Source organism: Modestobacter sp. SYSU DS0904 (assembly GCF_054051115.1).
Genome location: NZ_JBJHAQ010000012.1, coordinates 23,579 through 39,019, shown reverse-complemented (window position 1 = coordinate 39,019; position 15,441 = coordinate 23,579). Strand labels below are relative to the sequence as shown.

Sequence of the window (15,441 nt, the reverse complement as noted above, 5' to 3'; positions counted from 1 at the left end):
CTGGCTCAGGCGGCTTGAAAGGAGCGCCGGGACAGGCCGACGCCGTAGCCGTCGAGGGTGGTCACGACCGGCGCAGTGGGGTCGGTCGCCGCGCCGAGCGTGACGAACAGCGGGGTGAAGTGCTCCACCGTGGGGTGCGCGTACGGCATGCCCGGTGCGGCGGTCCGGTAGCGGGCCAGCTCGTCGACGGCGCCGCGAGCCAGTGCGTCGGCGGCCCAGGCATCGAAGTCGGCCGACCAGCCGGGCACCTTGTTCTCGGTCCAGGCCTCGCGGGTGAGGAACGGCAGGCCGTGCGTCATGTGACCGGAACCGACGACGAGGACGCCCTGCTCGCGCAGCGTCCGCAGCCGCTCGCCGAGCCGCATCAGCTCGTCGGGGTGGTCGCTGGGCAGGGACAGCTGCAGCACGGGGACGTCGGCGCCCGGGTACATGATCTTCAGCGGGACCCAGGCGCCGTGGTCCAGGCCGCGGCGGGTGTGCTGGTGCACCTGCTCGGTGTCCGGCATGAGGCCGACGACCTGCCGGACCAGGTCGCCGGCATCGGGGGTGTCGTAGCGGAACGTGTAGTACAGCGCGTCGAAGCCCCCGAAGTCGTAGACCAGCTCGCTGGGCCGAGCCGCGCTCACCGACAGCGGCGCGGACTCCCAATGTGCCGAGACGACCAGGATCGCCTTCGGCTTGGGCAGCGCCCGGGCCCAGTCGTGCAGCGGGTCGAGCCAGTCCCGGCTGCCGAACGGCATCGGTCCTCCGCCGTGGGACAGGTACAGGCTGGGCAGCGGCCCGTCCTCCGGCACCCAGTAGCGGTGCGGTCGCTCGGCCTCGAGCGCGGCGACGCGTCGCAGGTGCGCGGCGAAGGGGTGCGCCGACGGAATGCGGGCGTCGGCGGCGGCGGTCGCGGTGGCGGGCGGCGTGTTCATGCGGGCTCCTGGCGGTGGGGTGGGGGTGGTCTGCTGATCCCTTGCAGGGCGGTCCGTGCGGACCGCCCTGCAGTGACCCAGGTCAGACGCCCGTGGGCTGGGTGCTCCGGCGGCGCCCGAACAGCAGGTGGTCGACGCTGAAGCGGCCGGCGCCGAGGACGGCCAGCAGCAGGACGGTCGCGCCGAGTACGAGGACCAGCTCGTAGCCGCCCTGATCGACGAAGAGGGAGGAGCCGGCGTGGACGAAGAGGAAGGCGCCGATCATGTCGACGAGCAGCAGCAGCCCCGCGACGGGAACGGCGAGGCCGAGGATCAGCGCCGCCCCGCCCACGAGCTCGACGAGGGCGGCGAGCCACGCCGCGGCGGAGGCGGCAGGCACCCCGACCTGGTCGAAGAAGGCGGCGGTGCCGTCCACGCCGTTGGTGAACAGCTTCTGCCAGCCGTGGGCGAAGAAGACGAGGCCGACGGCCACGCGGGCGATGAGGAGGGCGGCGTCACGAGCGGGAGCGGGGAGGGGGAGGGTCACGGCAGGTCCTGTCGATGTGGGGTGTGGGCGGTCGGGCGGGCGCAGCGCGGCCCAGACCCGGGGGGCAGCAGGGCGCCGACGGGCGGCGCCTGCTGTGGGGCTCGTCCGGTGGCCGGCAGGCTCAGGCGTGGACGGCGAAGCCGGCGGTCCAGGAGATCTTCTCGCCGGCGGCGAGGGTGATCTGGAGGAAGCCGAGGGCCTCCAGCTCGCGGGCGCGGCGCAGCGAGCCTGCGTCGATGGCGTGCAGCCCGCCTGCGGTGATGATGCCGGCCAGCAGGGACTTGGCGTCGGCGTCGTCTCCGGCGATCAGCACGGTGGTGGGCTGCTCGCCGACGGTGCCGGTGGCCAGCGTGGCGGCGAAGTTGGTGTTGAAGGCCTTCATGACGCGGGACTGCGGCAGGGCGGCGGCGATCTCCGCGGCGGCCGAGCCGTCGGCGGGGACGACGAGGGAGTCGAACGTCTCGAAGTCGACCGGGTTGGTGATGTCGACGACCACCTTGCCGGCGAGCTGGTCACCGCGCTGGGCGAGGATGCCGGCGACGGCGGCGTGGGGCACGGCGAGGACGACGACCTCGCCGGTAATCGGCTTGCCGGCGTCGGCCTGGCCGAAGAGCTCGACGGTGTTCCCGCCGTTGGTGACGACGGTGGCGATGGCCGGGCCCATGTTGCCGGTGCCGATGATGCTCACGTGTGCCATGACGTTCTCCAGTCCGTATTGGTTGTCGCTACAAGCGATACTGACAGAAGTAACTTGAAGCTACAACTATTCCGGAGGAGGATGTGACCGTGGACACGACCTGGCTCAGTCGAAGGCAGTTGCGTGCCTGGATCCGGCTCATCGCGGTGCTGGAGCTGTTGCCCGGCGCGCTGGACACGCAGCTGCGCAGGGACGCCGGCCTCAACGAGTTCGAGTACTACGTGCTGGCCATGCTCTCCGAGGCGGCTGACCGGACGCTGCGGATGACCGAGTTGGCTCGGCAGACGAACGCCACGTTGCCTCGGCTCTCGCACGTCGTGCAGCGACTGGAGGACCGCGGCCTGGTCGAGCGGTTCCCCTGTCCGGAGGACCGCCGGGCGACGAATGCCCGCCTCACGGACACCGGCTGGACGACCGTGACCGAGGCGGCCCCCGGGCACGTCGAGAACGTCCGGCGGCTGGTCATCGACGCGCTGAGCGAGGAGCAGGTCGACCAGCTGGCGGCCATCGGCGACGCCATCCTGGCCCGGTTGGACCCGGCCGGTTCGATGGCTGCCACGTACACCCGCTACGACGACCCGCCGGCCGGCGGCTGATCGGTGGTGTCCCCCGGCCGGCTGCATCCCGGACCGCGTCCTGGAGCGGCGCGGGTGCGGTGGGGCGGCGCCGGTCACCGGTGCTCGCCCCACCGCTCGCTGACCGCGTCGGCTGGTGATGCTCAGGCGCGAGTGCCGGTGCCGAACGCCTGCTGGACCTCGGCGGTGGTCGCGATCGTGGCGATGTTGGTCAGCGCGAAGTTCAACGCGGCGTGCTGCCACTCGGCGTTGATGCTCGAGGTCGCGTCGGAGACGACGGTGACCTCGTAGCCGTGGTCGGCGGCGTCCCGTGCGGTGTGCTCGACTGCCATGTTCGTCCAGACGCCGACGATGACAACCGCGGTGACGCCGTAGTTGCGCAGGACGGTGTCCAGAGCCGTGCCGTTGAAGGCGCTCATCCGGATGCGGAGCAGGTCGAGCTCGTCGCCGACCGGCTGGAGGCCGTCCACCGGTGCGGCGCCCCAGGAGCCGAGGAGCAGGGACTCCGGGCCGATCAAGCGGAAGATCGGCGCGTTGGTGCCGCCACTGGGCCGCCCGGGGTACGCCACGATCCGGTTGTGCACGACTGCGACGTCCGCCGCGCGCGCCGCAGCCAGGACCGTGGCCACGTTCTCGACGACGTTCTGCTCCGCCGCGTGCGCGGCCGCGCCGAAGTCGGCGAAGGCGCCTTCGGGCAGCACGTTGTCGTTCTGCATGTCGATGACCAGCACCGCGGTCGTGGTGGCGTCGAGGTTCAGGGTGCTCATGGTGGAACTCCTTGCTGGGGTCGGACGAAGGGGTAGAGGGGTCGGCGACGGTGTCGGCTACTGGTCGAAGCCCTGTTCGGCCAGCCAGTCGGCGGCGAGGGTGGTCGCGGGGGCCTGCTCGTCGATGCTGCGCGCGTTGAGGGCGATGAGCCCCTCGGGGGTCAGTGCCTCGTCGACGGCGTCGATGACCTCGGCCGCGCCCGCGTCCACGTCGTCGCTCGCGACGGGGACGACGTGCGAGGCGAGGAAGAGCCCGGCGGGGTCCTCCAGCGTCACCAGGTCGTTGGCGGCGATGGAGGGATCGGCGGTGTAGATGATGGCCAGCTGGATGTCACCGTCCTGGAGCGCCTTCACCGTCAGCGGGCCGCCACCGTCCTCGATCGGCGTGAAGGCGACGTCGACGCCGTAGGTGTTCTTCAGCCCCTGAGGGCCGTTGGGGCGCGACTCGCCCTCCGAGTTGCCGCCCAGGGTCAGCGGCTCGGTGACCTTCGCCAGGTCCGCGATCGAGGTGAGGCCCCACTTCTCGGCGAAGGCCCGGGTGACGACGTAGGAGTCCTGATCGGTGGCCGAGGACTGGTCCAGCACCCGTAGTCCGTCGGGGACGGCGGCGGTGAGCTCGGCGTAGACGTCGTCGGCCAGCCGGGCCGCTGTGTCGGGCTGCCAGTACTGCAGCAGCGGGCCGGTGTACTCGGGGAACAGGTCGATCGACCCGTCCTCGATCTCCGGGAGGTAGACCTCCCGCTGCCCGATCCGGAACTGGCGGTCGATCGAGTAGCCCTCTTTTTCCAGGGCCTGCGCGTAGACCTCCGCGATGATCTCGTTGGAGTAGTAGTCCTGGGAACCGATGACGATGGTCTGGCCGTCGGCGTCGCCGCCCTCGGTGGCTGCGTCCAGCGGGTCGGACGAGGAGCAGGCGCTCAGGGTCAGGAGCGCCAGGGAGGCGCCCAGCGTCGTCAGGCGGCGGGGGGTACGGCGGGTCACGATGTCCTCTCGGTGGATCCGGCTCGATGGGTGGGGGATGGAGGGCCCGGTACGCGGCGACGGGTGACCAGGTGCTGCGCCACGGTCAGGACGACCTGGAGCACCACGGCCAGCGCAGCGACGAGGAGTGCGCCGGCGAGCATCTGGGGGTAGTCGCGGGTCCGCAGGCCGGCGAACAGGAAGCGGCCCAGTCCCGCGTCGGCCACGTAGGCCGCAAGGGTGGCGGTGGCCACGACCTGCACGGTCGCGGAGCGGACGCCGCCGAGGATCACCGGTGCGGCCAGCGGCAGTTCGACCCGGGCGACGACCTGTCGCTCGGTCATGCCGACGGCTCGGGCTGCGTCGACGGTCGCGGGATCGACTCCCTCGACGCCGGCGTACGCGCCGGCCAGGAGGGACGGCGCAGCCAGGACCACCAAGGCCAGCACCGGAGCGCCGAGGCCGATGCCGAGGACCAGGCCGAGCAGCGTCAGCAGGCCGAGAGTCGGCACGGCTCGTGCCGCGTTGGCCAGCACGACCACCACCCCGCGACCGCGGCGAGCGTGCCCGACCAGGACCCCGATCGGCAGCGCCACCAGGCAGGCGCAGGCCAGGACGGCCGCGCAGATGGCCAGGTGCTGGAGCAGTCGGTGCGCGATGCCGTCGTCCCCGGACCAGTGGGCCGGATCCGCCAGCCACCCGAGGGCATCGACCATGAGGGTCACGTGGACACCGCCGTCCCGGGGCGGTCGTCGCCGAGGTGGATGCCGACCCGCGTCCAGGGCAGTGCCAGGCGGCCGAGGAGGACGCATCCTCCGTCGAGCAGCAGAGCGAGGGCCACCGTCAACACCAGACCGGTGCCCACCTCGCCGAGCAGGCCCCGCTGGAGGCCGTCGGTGAACAGCGTGCCCAGGCTGCTGATCCCGATCACGGCGCCGACGGTCACCAGGCCGACGGTGCTGACGCTGACGACCCGCAGCCCCGCCAACAGCACCGGCATGGCCAGCGGCAGTTCGACCCGCCAGAAGCGGCTCCAGCTCGAGAAGCCCATGGCGGTGGCCGACTGCCGGACGCCGTCGGGCACGGAGTCGAAGGCGTCGGCGGCGGACTGCACGAGCAGTGCCACCCCGTAGACGGTCAGCGCGGTGATCATCGTGGCCGCGGACCGGAGCGGTACGCCCAGCAAGGCGGGGACCATGATCAGCATGGGCAGTGACGGGATCGCGTAGAGCAGCCCGACGCCGGTCAGCAACGGCCCGCGCACCCTTCGGTACCGCTGGGCGGACCACCCGACCGGAACTGCGATCGCGAGGCTGCCGAGCACGGCCGGCAGGGACAGCAGGAGGTGGGTGACCGTGAGCTCCACGACCCACGACAGGTTGAGGCGCAGCCAGGTCACGAGGTGAGCACTCCTGCCGGTCGACCATCTCCGTCGACCACCAGGGACCGGCCCGCCACGTCCACGATCCGGAGCTGGCGCTTGGCCGTGCCGGCGCCGATGAAGTCGGCGACGAAGTCGTCCGCCGGGTGTGCGAGCACCTCCGCCGGCGAGCCGGCCTGGGCCACCTTGCCGCCCGCGCGGAGGATCACGACGGTGTCGGCCAGGATGAAGGCCTCGTCGATGTCGTGGGTCACGAAGACGACCGTCTTGCCGAGATGCGCCTGCAGCCGGCGCATCTCGGCCTGCAGGCCGGCGCGGACGATCGGGTCGACCGCGCCGAACGGCTCGTCCATGAGCAGGATGTTCGGGTCGCCGGCCAGCGCGCGAGCGACCCCCACCCGCTGCTGCTGACCACCGGACAGCTGTGCGGGATACCGGTGCGCCAGCGCCGACTCGAGGCCGACCAGGTCCAGCAGGTCCATGGCGCGCTCATGAGCCGCCCGCCGCGTCGCCCCGTTGAGCCGGGGGACCGTTCCGATGTTGTCGAGCACGGTGCGGTGCGGCAGCAGACCGCCGGCCTGCAGCACGTACCCGATCGACCGGCGCAACCGGACCGCGTCCAGCTCACGGACGTCCTGCTCGTCGATCAGGACCGACCCCCGGGTGGGCTCGACCATGCGGTTCACCATGCGCAGCAGGGTGGTCTTGCCCGAGCCGGACGAACCGACGAGGGCGACGGTCTGGTGCGACGGCACCGTCAGGGAGAAGTTGCCGATCGCCTGTGTGCCGTCCGGATAGGACTTCTTCACGTGACGGAACTCGATCACAGCACTCCTTCCCCTGGGGTCGCCCGGCGGCGTCGCCATCAGTGGCTCGACGGTCGCCCGGGGGGGACTGTACATCGAACCGAGGTACCTCGTTTCGATGTGCCATGCTGGACGCATGCTCGAACTCGCGATCCTGGGATTCCTCGCGGGCGGCCCACTGCACGGCTACGACCTGCGCCGGCACGTGGCGCAGCTGTCCGGGCACACCCGGCCGGTCAGCGACGGCAGCCTGTACCCGGCGATCAACCGCCTGGTGAAGGCGGGCCTGCTCGACCGCCGCGTCGAAGCGGGGATCGCCGCGGCGCCGCGCCACCTCCTCAGCCTCACCGAGGCCGGGCGGGCCGAGCTGGTGCGGAGGCTCAGCCAGCCCGCCGACGCCGAGATCACCGACGCCGGCCGCTTCTCCGTCGTCCTGGCGTTCCTCTCGCTGTTGCCGGACCGGGCTGCCCAGCACGCCGTCCTCCGTCGTCGGCTGCACTTCCTGGAACAGCCCGCGAGCTTCTTCTACGAGGGAGACCGGCCCCTCCGCGCCGAGGAGGTCGCAGATCCGTACCGACGGGGCATCCTGCTGGTCGCGCGCGCAACCAGCAGGGCCGAGCGCGCGTGGCTGCGGGAGGTGCTCGACGGCGATGAGGGGCAGCCCGTCAGCTGACGGCGGTCCCTCATCGCACGCCCGGGACAGGGGTGATCAGTCGGGGCCGGCGACCGCGATGTCCGACGGGTGCGACGCCAGCGGCGTCACCGAGATGGTCATGTACTTGAAGAGCGGGAGACCCCACAGGATCTGGTGCAGCTGCTCGTTGCCCTCGACGGCGAAGACGCTGAGGTTGGCGTACTCACCGACGCACCTCCAGATGTGCTGCCAGTGCCCGGACCGCTGCCACTGCTGGGAGTAGGCCTTCTCCCTGGCGAGCAGGTCGTCGCGCGCCGCCGGGTCCATGTCCGGCGGCAGCGCGACGTCCATGCGCACCGCGTAGAGCTGGGTCACGCCTCGGGGTCCAGCGCGAAGTCGTACGTGACCTCTTCGCCCGTGCCGGAGGCGGCCGGCGTCGGGCGCAGGATCAGCTCGGGCTTGACGGCCTGGGCGACGTCGTCGGTGATGTACTCCCCGCCGTCGAAGTAGAGCTGCGTGGTGATCAGCTGCCTGCCGGGTGCGGACACCTTGAGGTGCAGGTGCGCAGGCCGCCAGGGGTGCCATCCGGCGGCCCGGACGAGAGCGCCGCACGACCCGTCGGTCGGGATCTGGTACGGGGCGGGCTTGACCGTGTGGAAGGCGAAGCGACCGTCGGGGCCGGTGAGGATGATGCCCCGCAGGTTCCACTCGGGGATCCCCGGGGCGAACTGGGAGTAGTAGCCGTCGTCGTCGGCATGCCACAACTCGACCCGGGCGTCCGGCAGCGGGTTGCCGTCGAGGTCGCTGACGGTGCCCTGGAACAGGAAGGGGGTGCCCTTCTCGTCCTCGCGCATCGGCACGGTCGCCTCGCTGCGGTACTCGGGAGCCCCGGGGATGTAGTACGGGCCCTCGATGGTGCCGCTGGTCCCCTTCCGGTCGGCGTTGACGACCTCCTCGACGACGTGCTCGAGCCACACGTCCAGGAACAGTGGCCACTCGCCGTCCTCGCCCACCCGGATCAGCCACGCCTTGAGGGCGTCGTACTCGGCGTACGTGACCCGGTGCTTGCGGATGACCTCGTGCAGCGCGGTGATGGCGTCGGTCGCGAGCGCCGACACCCGCGCGGGGTCGGCGGCACCAGCGGCGTGCTCCCGCTGGGTGAAGTGCTCGGTGGCCGACCGGCCGGAGGCGGCGGCGGTGGGGTTGACCTCGGTGGAGGCGGTCATGGCGTTCTCCTGCGTCGTTGCGGATGGAGGGTGGTGCATTCAGCGGTCGGTGCGGTAGCGGGCGAGCTTCTCGGCGTCGATGTCGACGCCGATGCCCGGGCCGGGACCGACGGCGAGCTCACCGCCGCTGATCGCCAGGGGAGTGGTGAGCAGGTCGTCGCTCATGTCCAGGAAGTTGGACAGCTCCCCGGCCCGGCGTGACGTGCTGCGATGGGCAGCGCCGAAGGCGACGGCGCACGCGGTGCCGACCTGACCGTCGATCTGGTTGCCCATGACGACCTCGACCCCGAGGGCCTCGCACTGATGGAGGATGCGCTCGGACGTGGTGAAACCGGTCCGTGCCGTCTTGATGCTGATCATCGTGGCCGAGCCGCCCAGCAGTTCACGCGTCACGTTGCCGGGCGTGGGGACGCTCTCGTCCGCGACAGTGGGGATGTCCGTCTGCGCGGTGAGCCAGCGCCGGCCGAGGACGTCATCGGCCGGGCAGAGCTCCTCGGCCATGGTGAGGTCCAGGTCGGACATCGCCCGCAGCGCGCGAGCTGCCTCCGATGGCGTCCAGCCCCGGTTGCCGTCGACGTAGAGCTCCACGTCCGGGCCGAGGGCCTCGCGAAGTGAGCGGCAGGCTCGGACGTCGAGCTCCACCGGGCGCCGGCCGACCTTGACCTTGAACGTGCGGATGCCCAGCTCGTCACGCAGCCGCTCGGCCTCGGCGACCATCTCGGCGTCCGGCGCGAAGCCCACCATGTGGCAGACGCGCATCCGGTCGCTGTAGCCGCCGAGCAGCTGGACGACCGGGAGGTCGAGCGTGCGACCCAGTGCGTCCCACACGGCCATGTCCACTGCCGCCTTGGCGGCCGGGTTGCCGACGGTGCGGTCCATCCGAGCGTGTGCCGTCTCCCGCTCCAGCAGCGTCAACCCGGCCAGTTCCGGGGCGAAGAGCTTCTCGACAGCCGCGACGATGGACTCCTGGGTCTCGCCGTAGGTGTACGGACGCGGGGGAGCTTCGGCCGACCCGATGACGCCGTCGTCGGTGTGCACGCGCACCAGCACGTGGTCGGCGACGTGCACCTCGCCACTGGCGAAGCGCAGAGGCTTGCGGTACGGGATCGCGAAGGGGATCGCTTCGACCTTGACGATCTTCAAGAGACCTCTCCCAGTGGAACAGGGGGCGATGGGGCGGGGGGAACTCCTTCGCCCGGCAACAGAAACCCGTGGGCGTCCAGCGCTGCGAGCAGCCGGACCAGGGCGGGGGAGTCGTCGGCGGTCCGCCAGGCGAGGGCGAGGTCGACGTGCACGTCGTCCGCGACGGGTACGTAGCGGACGCCGTCGACGTGCAGTCCGACGACGGACTCGGGCAGCACCGCGACGCCCAGGCCGGCTGCCACGAACGTGAGGATCACCGAGACCTCCGGCGCCTCGCGGGTGCGCCGCGGCAGGAATCCCGCGGTCAGGCAGGCTCGGGTGACGGCGGTGTTCACCACCGAGTCGGGAGCGCTGTAGGCGACGAAGTCGTGGGCGCGGAGCTCGGCCAGCGCGAGGGGTGTCTCCCTGGCCAGGTCGTGGGTCGAGCTCACCGCGACGACGAGCCGTTCACGGCTGATCAGCCGGCAGGTGAGGCCCACCTGGCGCAGTGGTGGGCGCAGGACCCCCACGTCGATCCGCCCCTCCGACAGGTCGCGCTCCTGTGCCGGGGTCAGCTGGTCCGGGCGGAACCGCAGCTCGAGTCCCGGCAGCTCGCGGGCGGCGATGGACGCCAGGCGGGGCAGGTGGCGGAAGGCGGCCAGGCCGGTGGACCCGACCCGCAGCATCCCGGTGCTCCCGTCACCGACCAGCTGCACCCGTGTCCGGGCGGCATCGACCGCGTCGAGGATGCGGCGGGCGTCGCGGAGCAACGTCTCCCCGGCCGGTGTGAGCTCGACGCGGCGGGTCGTCCGCTCGAACAGCCGGGCGCCGACCTGGGACTCCAGCTGGCGGATCGCCTGGGACAGCGGGGACTGCGCCATGTGCAGTCGTTCGGCCGCCTGCCCGAAGTGACGGGTCTCGGCGACTGCGACGAAGTACTGGAGCTGGCGGATCTCCATGCGTCCTCCTGTCGCGTCCCGGTGTCGATGTGACGCAGCCAACGTATGGCGGTGTCGCGGTCAACTGAAGGACGAGATCCAGCTCGACTGAGACGCTCGGCGTCCGAGTCGTCGGGCGTGCGATCGCCCGCGGCGGACTGCGGCGCCCGAGCCCCCGGGGAGGGGGCCGTCCTCCCCGAGGGGGTGCCTCAGCGGCCGAAGACGACGACCGGCTTGATGACCTGGCCGCTGCGGGAGTCCGCGAATCCCTGGTTGATGTCCTCGAGGGCGTAGTCGCGGGTGAGCTTCTCGAAGGGGAACCGACCCTGCCGCCAGAGGTCGATGAGGTGCGGGATGAAGGTCTGCGGCACCGAGCTGCCCTGCACCACGGTCTTGAAGGTCCAGCCCTTGACGAGGGACTGCCCGATCTCGAACGCCACCTCGGTGCCGGGGCGGGCTGCGCCGACCAGGGCGAGCGTGCCCCGGATGCCCAGCGCCGCGGCGGCCTGTGTCAGCAGCTCCGGGCGCGCCGTGGTGTCGACTGCGTAGTCGACACCGGAGCCCCCGGTGATCTCCGTGATGGTCGCGGCCAGGTCGTCGTGCTTGGTGTTGATGACGTGCGTGGCGCCCAGTTCCTTGGCCAGCTCCAGCCGGGAGTCCACGACATCCACCGCGATGATGGTGGTGCAGCCCGCGACGACGGCGGCCATGATGGCGGCCGAGCCGACGGCTCCGGTGCCGAACACGATCAGGGAGCTCCCCGCCGGCGGCCGCAGCTCGTTCAGGACCGTGCCGGCGCCGGTGTTGAGGCCGCACCCGAGCGGGCCGAGGTGCTCCAGCGGCGCGTCGTGGTCGACCTTGATGACGCTCTCCTCGACCACATTGGCGTAGGTGGCGAACGAGGACTGCCCGAAGAAGTGGGAGGAGATCTGCTCGGTGCCCGAAGACAGCGAGGTGCTGCCGTCCCGGCGCCGGCCGCCGAAGTCCTCTGCGAAGAGGTTCTCGCAGTAGGCCATCTCCCCGGCGCGGCAGTGCTTGCACCACCCGCAGTAGGCGGCGCCCAGGACGACGTGGTCTCCCGGGACCACGCTCCGCACCGCACTGCCCACCGCCTCGACGACACCCGCGCCCTCGTGGCCCAGCACCGCCGGGAGCGGCGTGGGGTAGACGCCGTCGCGCACGATTGCATCGGTGTGGCAGATGCCGACCGAGACCATCCGCACGCGCACCTCGTTGGGCCGCAGCTCGTCCAGTTCCAGGGTCTCGATGCTCAGCGGCTGACCGTGCTCGCGCGCCACTGCTGCGGTGATCTGCATTGCTTCCTTCTCTCTGGCAGCTGGCTGACCAGCCGGGTGTGGGACCGCGACCGTCCGGGCGGCCTGGGCGCCCCCGTGAGCCGCGAGGACTGTGTGGCAGCAGTCGTGCGCGCCGACCAGTCCATTCCATGGAAGGTACGCCTGTTTCTTCCTCGGAATCGGTACGGTGGGGGAGCCGTGTCGCCCACGAGAGGGAGCGCGACGTGCGTGACGACCTGCCCGACGCGGGACGGCCGGGGCTCCAGCTGTTCGAGTCGCTGGTGCGGTTGGAGATCGAGCTGTGGAACGCGGTCGATCGACGGTTGCGCGCCGACCACGGCGTCATGTTGAGCTGGGTCGAGCTCATGCGGGTGATCGCCGCGCGTGAGGGCTGCCGGGTGCAGGACATCGCCACCGACCTGTCGATCACCGTGGGCGGGGTGAGCAAGCTCGTCGACCGGATGGTCGCGGCCGGTCTCTGCGAACGGGTGCCGCACCCGACGGATCGCCGTTCCAGCCACCTGGATCTGACCCCCGCCGGGGCAGACCTGCTGGTCGGTGCGAACGCCTCGAACGAGCAGGAACTGGACCGTCTGCTGGGGGGTGCGCTGGACCACGCCGCCCGGCTCCGCCTGGCCGGCGAGCTGGCCGGGCTCCGTGCGGCGCTCAGGCAGGCGGGATCCGGCGTGGGAGCCGGTCCGCCGGACTGACGTTCGCTGGCGGATGGTCGACCCCTCCGACGTCAGCCCTGCTCGCGGCGCCAACTGGTGGGGCTGAGCCCGGTCTGCCGCCGGAACGCCCGGGTGAACGTCCCGATGTCGCTGAAACCGGCGGCGTGCGCGGCCTCGGCGACCGTGACGTGCGGTGAAGAACGGAGGAGTCGTCCGGCCGTCGCGAGCCGGATCGAGCGGAGGAACGCCGCGGGCGACTCGCCGTGGGCGGCGAAGACGACCTCGAGACGGCGACGGGAAATGCCTTGCTCCCGGGCGACCGAGTCGATCGTTGTGCTCGGATCTGCCGCACGCTCGGCCAGCCGGCTCCGCGCCGTCAGGTAGAGCACCTCCCCGCTCGAGGGCGACGCCCCCGCGGGGTCGGCCCGGAACACCGCTGAGAGCAGGTCGACGGCGGCGTGTGCCACGTCCTCCTCGTGCTCGTCGTCCAGCCCGCCCGCCGCGATCACGCCGACGAGGAGGTGCCGGAGCACCGTCAGCGTGGGTCTGTCATCGACGAGCTCACCGTGCAGCGCGCGGAGGCTCCGGCTGGACATGCCGAGACGCTCACGAGGTACCTGCAGGGTGAGCACGCGAGCGGCGGTGTCGAAGCGGAGCCGGTAGTCGCTGTCCGCGTCGTACAGCGTCGCGGTGCCGGGTAGTAGCGGAGCCCCGCCGGATGCGTGCTCCGTCCGGCCGCTGCCGGCCAGGTGCAGGTTGACCAGCACATCGTCATGGGTGGGGCGGCGATCGGCCGAGCGCACTGCACGGGTGACCTGGTTGGCGGTGCACGCGACCGAGGAGATCCCGACGGCGCCGAGTGCGACGTGGTCGATGCGGCCGCGGAACCCGTTCCCGGTCTCGGCGCGCAGCGGCACGAAGGCCTCGCTGCAGGCGCGCGACCACCCGGCAGCGTCCCGTGCGATCAGCCGTCGCATGGCGGGATCTTACGGACAAACGTGTTTCACCGGGGTGACGGTCGTCGCTCGGATCAGAAACGTCGACATGCGGCATCGGCCGGCCCGCTGGCCGGTCGCAGATTGCCGGTTGGCGCTTCGCGAAACGCCGCGTCAGCCCGCCACGCCCGCTCTTAGCGTCCCTCCACCGGGCTGCCGCGACATCGCGGGTCCGATCCCGTCGAGTCGGAGGAGAGACGTGGCTCAAAGACGTGACGTGGCGATCATGAACGGCCGAGTGCACACCGTCGATGCGCAGAACGCCACCACGACCGCACTGTTGGTCCGCGCAGGGAAGGTCGCCCTCGTCGGTACCGACGACCAGGTCCGGGCGGCAGCAGGAGAGGCGCAACTGGTCGATCTGGGCGGCCGAACCGTCGTCCCCGGGTTCATCGATCCGCACACCCATCTCAGCATCGCGGCGTTCGACCCCGAGTACGTCGACTGCGCGACCGTTCCTGGCACACCGCTGGACGACCTGCTCGACCGCGTCCGGCAGCGAGCGCTCACGCTGCCCGTGGGGCAGTGGGTCATGGGCATGCAGTTCCAAGCCCAGTTCGTCCGCGAGCAGCGCCATCCCTCGCGGTACGAGCTTGACGAAGCGGCCCCGGACAACCCGGTCCTGATCGTCGACGCCAGCTGCCACGGGGGGTACGCCAACAGCGCGGCGCTCCGCCTGCTCGGCATCAACTCCCACACCCCTCAACCGTGGGGCGGGATGATCGAGACCGATGCCGCGGGCGAGCCGACCGGGGCGCTGTTCGAGGCTGCGATCAACCGCGCCCTGTCGGCCTCGTGGGACGACCACGCCCACCGCGACCCGGAGAAGGCGCTCGACATGCTCGAGGCCAAGATGCGGCAGTTCATCGCGTCTGGCATCACCGCCATCGGTGACGCCCTGGTCACCACCAGGGCCGCGGCCCTCTACCAGCGGGCGGCAGAGGCGGGCAAGCTGCCGTGCACGGTCCACCAGATGCACGGCGGTGACCACTTCTTCTCGCAGCAGGACCTCCGCCGCGGCGACGTCCTCGACCGGATCCTGACCCCGAGCGGTGACCGGCTGCGCGGTGGGGTCATGAAGGTCTTCGCCGACCGGTTCTTCCCCGACGGCCCCGCCGTCGACAAGGTGCACGACGGCTGCACCCGGCACGTCGGCACCTTCTTCTACCGGAACGACGAGATCGAGGAACTAGCCGTCCAGGCGGCCCGGCAGAACATCGGCATCACCATGCACGCGATGGGCAACTGCGCGATCGACTCGGTGCTCGACGCCTACGAGCAGGTCCGCCGGATCGACAGCGACTCGGTGCTGCGCATCGAGCACGCCTTCATCGCCGAGGTCAGGCAGGCAGAGCGGATCGCCGACCTGGGAGTGGACCTGGTCGTCAACCCCGGGGTGGCCTACAACCACGGGGACGCGTTCATGGGGCTGCGAGGCCCTGACCAGCAACACCTGAAGGTCCAGCCGCTGCGCAGCATGCTCGACGCCGGGGTGCGGCTCAGTGCCGCATCCGACTACCCCTGCGGCTCCTTCGAGCCCGGGCTGATCATGGCGACGGCCGTCAGCCGGCGTGCGCTGACCGGGAGCCTGATCGATCCCGAGGAGGCCATCACCCCATCCGAGGCCCTGCGGATGCTCACCATCGAGGCCGCGCACGCCTCCGGGAACGCCGACCAGGTGGGCAGCATCGAGGTCGGCAAGCGGGCCAACCTGGCCGTCCTGGACCGCGACGTCCTCTCGTGTGGTGCCGACGATCTGCTCGGTCTGACGGTCGACCAGACCTGGATCGACGGCGAGCTCGTCCACGAACGCGCTGCCCAGCCCGTCTGACTCGGGGTCGCCGTGCTCTCGGAGCGGGCGCCCAGCCGCCGCGGTGCGCCTTCGCCCTCCGCCCGGCGCCACGATCCCTTCCCTACGACCTGTGAGGACG

18 protein-coding genes are annotated in these 15,441 nt (G+C 71.4%); 4 read left to right on the top strand and 14 right to left on the bottom strand.

The features are described from left to right. Positions 1 to 5 precede the first annotated feature (5 nt). The 3 genes from ACI79U_RS10165 to ACI79U_RS10155 all read right to left on the bottom strand — a co-directional run bounded on the left by ACI79U_RS10165 (position 6) and on the right by ACI79U_RS10155 (position 2,140). Complete coding sequence (locus tag ACI79U_RS10165) at positions 6 to 917, bottom strand: dioxygenase family protein (protein WP_457067266.1); 912 nt, start codon at positions 915 to 917, stop codon at positions 6 to 8. Between the two features lie 82 nt (positions 918 to 999). Then, positions 1,000 to 1,443: a DoxX family protein gene (locus ACI79U_RS10160; RefSeq protein WP_457067264.1), complete on the bottom strand. Its 444-nt coding sequence runs from the start codon at positions 1,441 to 1,443 to the stop codon at positions 1,000 to 1,002. A 121-nt stretch (positions 1,444 to 1,564) separates the two neighbouring features. Then, the gene (locus tag ACI79U_RS10155) at positions 1,565 to 2,140 is read right to left on the bottom strand and encodes an NADPH-dependent F420 reductase (RefSeq protein WP_457067262.1); all 576 of its coding nucleotides are present in this window, start codon (positions 2,138 to 2,140) and stop codon (positions 1,565 to 1,567) included. An 89-nt stretch (positions 2,141 to 2,229) separates the two neighbouring features. Between ACI79U_RS10155 and ACI79U_RS10150 the strand changes: the two genes are divergently transcribed. Continuing rightward, on the top strand, positions 2,230 to 2,736 hold the full coding sequence (locus tag ACI79U_RS10150) for a MarR family winged helix-turn-helix transcriptional regulator (RefSeq protein ID WP_457067260.1): 507 nt from the start codon (positions 2,230 to 2,232) through the stop codon (positions 2,734 to 2,736). A 122-nt stretch (positions 2,737 to 2,858) separates the two neighbouring features. Here ACI79U_RS10150 and ACI79U_RS10145 read toward each other — a convergent pair whose 3' ends face one another. Genes ACI79U_RS10145 through ACI79U_RS10125 form a run of 5 tightly spaced genes read right to left on the bottom strand, consistent with a single transcriptional unit; the run spans position 2,859 to position 6,650 of the window. After that, on the bottom strand, positions 2,859 to 3,482 hold the full coding sequence (locus ACI79U_RS10145; RefSeq protein ID WP_457067258.1) for a cysteine hydrolase family protein: 624 nt from the start codon (positions 3,480 to 3,482) through the stop codon (positions 2,859 to 2,861). Between the two features lie 57 nt (positions 3,483 to 3,539). Next, a complete protein-coding gene (locus ACI79U_RS10140; RefSeq protein ID WP_457067256.1) occupies positions 3,540 to 4,463 on the bottom strand; it encodes an ABC transporter substrate-binding protein in 924 nt (307 codons plus the stop codon). Beyond that, positions 4,460 to 5,158 carry an ABC transporter permease gene (locus tag ACI79U_RS10135; RefSeq protein ID WP_457067458.1) on the bottom strand — a complete coding sequence of 233 codons (699 nt, stop codon included), beginning with the start codon at positions 5,156 to 5,158 and terminating at the stop codon, positions 4,460 to 4,462. Before ACI79U_RS10135 ends, ACI79U_RS10140 begins: the two co-directional genes overlap by 4 nt. A 5-nt stretch (positions 5,159 to 5,163) precedes the next feature. Then, positions 5,164 to 5,841 carry an ABC transporter permease gene (locus ACI79U_RS10130; protein WP_457067254.1) on the bottom strand — a complete coding sequence of 226 codons (678 nt, stop codon included), beginning with the start codon at positions 5,839 to 5,841 and terminating at the stop codon, positions 5,164 to 5,166. After that, a complete protein-coding gene (locus ACI79U_RS10125) occupies positions 5,838 to 6,650 on the bottom strand; it encodes an ABC transporter ATP-binding protein (protein ID WP_457067252.1) in 813 nt (270 codons plus the stop codon). The genes ACI79U_RS10130 and ACI79U_RS10125 overlap by 4 nt, the downstream gene beginning before the upstream one ends. Positions 6,651 to 6,765: 115 nt before the next feature. On the opposite strand from ACI79U_RS10125, the gene ACI79U_RS10120 reads away from it, so the two are divergent. Further along, on the top strand, positions 6,766 to 7,302 hold the full coding sequence (locus tag ACI79U_RS10120) for a PadR family transcriptional regulator (RefSeq protein WP_457067250.1): 537 nt from the start codon (positions 6,766 to 6,768) through the stop codon (positions 7,300 to 7,302). 36 nt (positions 7,303 to 7,338) lie between these two features. Here ACI79U_RS10120 and catC read toward each other — a convergent pair whose 3' ends face one another. The 5 genes from catC to ACI79U_RS10095 form a co-directional block, all read right to left on the bottom strand. Then, positions 7,339 to 7,638, bottom strand: coding sequence for a muconolactone Delta-isomerase (gene catC, locus ACI79U_RS10115; RefSeq protein ID WP_457067248.1), 300 nt, complete (start codon positions 7,636 to 7,638; stop codon positions 7,339 to 7,341). Next, positions 7,635 to 8,489, bottom strand: coding sequence for a catechol 1,2-dioxygenase (gene catA, locus ACI79U_RS10110; RefSeq protein WP_457067246.1), 855 nt, complete (start codon positions 8,487 to 8,489; stop codon positions 7,635 to 7,637). Before catA ends, catC begins: the two co-directional genes overlap by 4 nt. 39 nt (positions 8,490 to 8,528) lie before the next feature. Continuing rightward, positions 8,529 to 9,632 carry a mandelate racemase/muconate lactonizing enzyme family protein gene (locus tag ACI79U_RS10105; protein ID WP_457067244.1) on the bottom strand — a complete coding sequence of 368 codons (1,104 nt, stop codon included), beginning with the start codon at positions 9,630 to 9,632 and terminating at the stop codon, positions 8,529 to 8,531. Further along, the gene (locus tag ACI79U_RS10100; RefSeq protein ID WP_457067242.1) at positions 9,629 to 10,570 is read right to left on the bottom strand and encodes a LysR substrate-binding domain-containing protein; all 942 of its coding nucleotides are present in this window, start codon (positions 10,568 to 10,570) and stop codon (positions 9,629 to 9,631) included. The genes ACI79U_RS10105 and ACI79U_RS10100 overlap by 4 nt, the downstream gene beginning before the upstream one ends. Positions 10,571 to 10,758: 188 nt before the next feature. Further along, positions 10,759 to 11,865, bottom strand: a complete 1,107-nt coding sequence (locus tag ACI79U_RS10095; protein WP_457067240.1) for an NAD(P)-dependent alcohol dehydrogenase — start codon at positions 11,863 to 11,865, stop codon at positions 10,759 to 10,761. A gap of 203 nt (positions 11,866 to 12,068) precedes the next feature. Between ACI79U_RS10095 and ACI79U_RS10090 the strand changes: the two genes are divergently transcribed. Next, complete coding sequence (locus ACI79U_RS10090) at positions 12,069 to 12,554, top strand: MarR family winged helix-turn-helix transcriptional regulator (protein ID WP_457067238.1); 486 nt, start codon at positions 12,069 to 12,071, stop codon at positions 12,552 to 12,554. A gap of 32 nt (positions 12,555 to 12,586) precedes the next feature. Here the strand turns inward: ACI79U_RS10090 and ACI79U_RS10085 are convergent, their stop codons facing one another. Continuing rightward, positions 12,587 to 13,492 carry an AraC family transcriptional regulator gene (locus tag ACI79U_RS10085; RefSeq protein WP_457067236.1) on the bottom strand — a complete coding sequence of 302 codons (906 nt, stop codon included), beginning with the start codon at positions 13,490 to 13,492 and terminating at the stop codon, positions 12,587 to 12,589. A gap of 244 nt (positions 13,493 to 13,736) precedes the next feature. Between ACI79U_RS10085 and ACI79U_RS10080 the strand changes: the two genes are divergently transcribed. Further along, positions 13,737 to 15,341: an amidohydrolase gene (locus ACI79U_RS10080; protein WP_457067234.1), complete on the top strand. Its 1,605-nt coding sequence runs from the start codon at positions 13,737 to 13,739 to the stop codon at positions 15,339 to 15,341. Positions 15,342 to 15,441: the final 100 nt, after the last annotated feature.

Excerpts from the sequence above, each read along its gene's own strand:
- ACI79U_RS10165 (WP_457067266.1), bottom strand. The coding sequence starts at position 917 with ATGAACACGCCGCCCGCCACCGCGACCGCCGCCGCCGACGCCCGCATT.
- ACI79U_RS10155 (WP_457067262.1), bottom strand. The coding sequence starts at position 2,140 with ATGGCACACGTGAGCATCATCGGCACCGGCAACATGGGCCCGGCCATC.
- ACI79U_RS10145 (WP_457067258.1), bottom strand. The coding sequence starts at position 3,482 with ATGAGCACCCTGAACCTCGACGCCACCACGACCGCGGTGCTGGTCATC.
- ACI79U_RS10135 (WP_457067458.1), bottom strand. The coding sequence starts at position 5,158 with ATGGTCGATGCCCTCGGGTGGCTGGCGGATCCGGCCCACTGGTCCGGG.
- ACI79U_RS10120 (WP_457067250.1), top strand. The coding sequence starts at position 6,766 with ATGCTCGAACTCGCGATCCTGGGATTCCTCGCGGGCGGCCCACTGCAC.
- catA (WP_457067246.1), bottom strand. The coding sequence starts at position 8,489 with ATGACCGCCTCCACCGAGGTCAACCCCACCGCCGCCGCCTCCGGCCGG.
- ACI79U_RS10100 (WP_457067242.1), bottom strand. The coding sequence starts at position 10,570 with ATGGAGATCCGCCAGCTCCAGTACTTCGTCGCAGTCGCCGAGACCCGT.
- ACI79U_RS10095 (WP_457067240.1), bottom strand. The coding sequence starts at position 11,865 with ATGCAGATCACCGCAGCAGTGGCGCGCGAGCACGGTCAGCCGCTGAGC.
- ACI79U_RS10085 (WP_457067236.1), bottom strand. The coding sequence starts at position 13,492 with ATGCGACGGCTGATCGCACGGGACGCTGCCGGGTGGTCGCGCGCCTGC.
- ACI79U_RS10080 (WP_457067234.1), top strand. The coding sequence starts at position 13,737 with ATGAACGGCCGAGTGCACACCGTCGATGCGCAGAACGCCACCACGACC.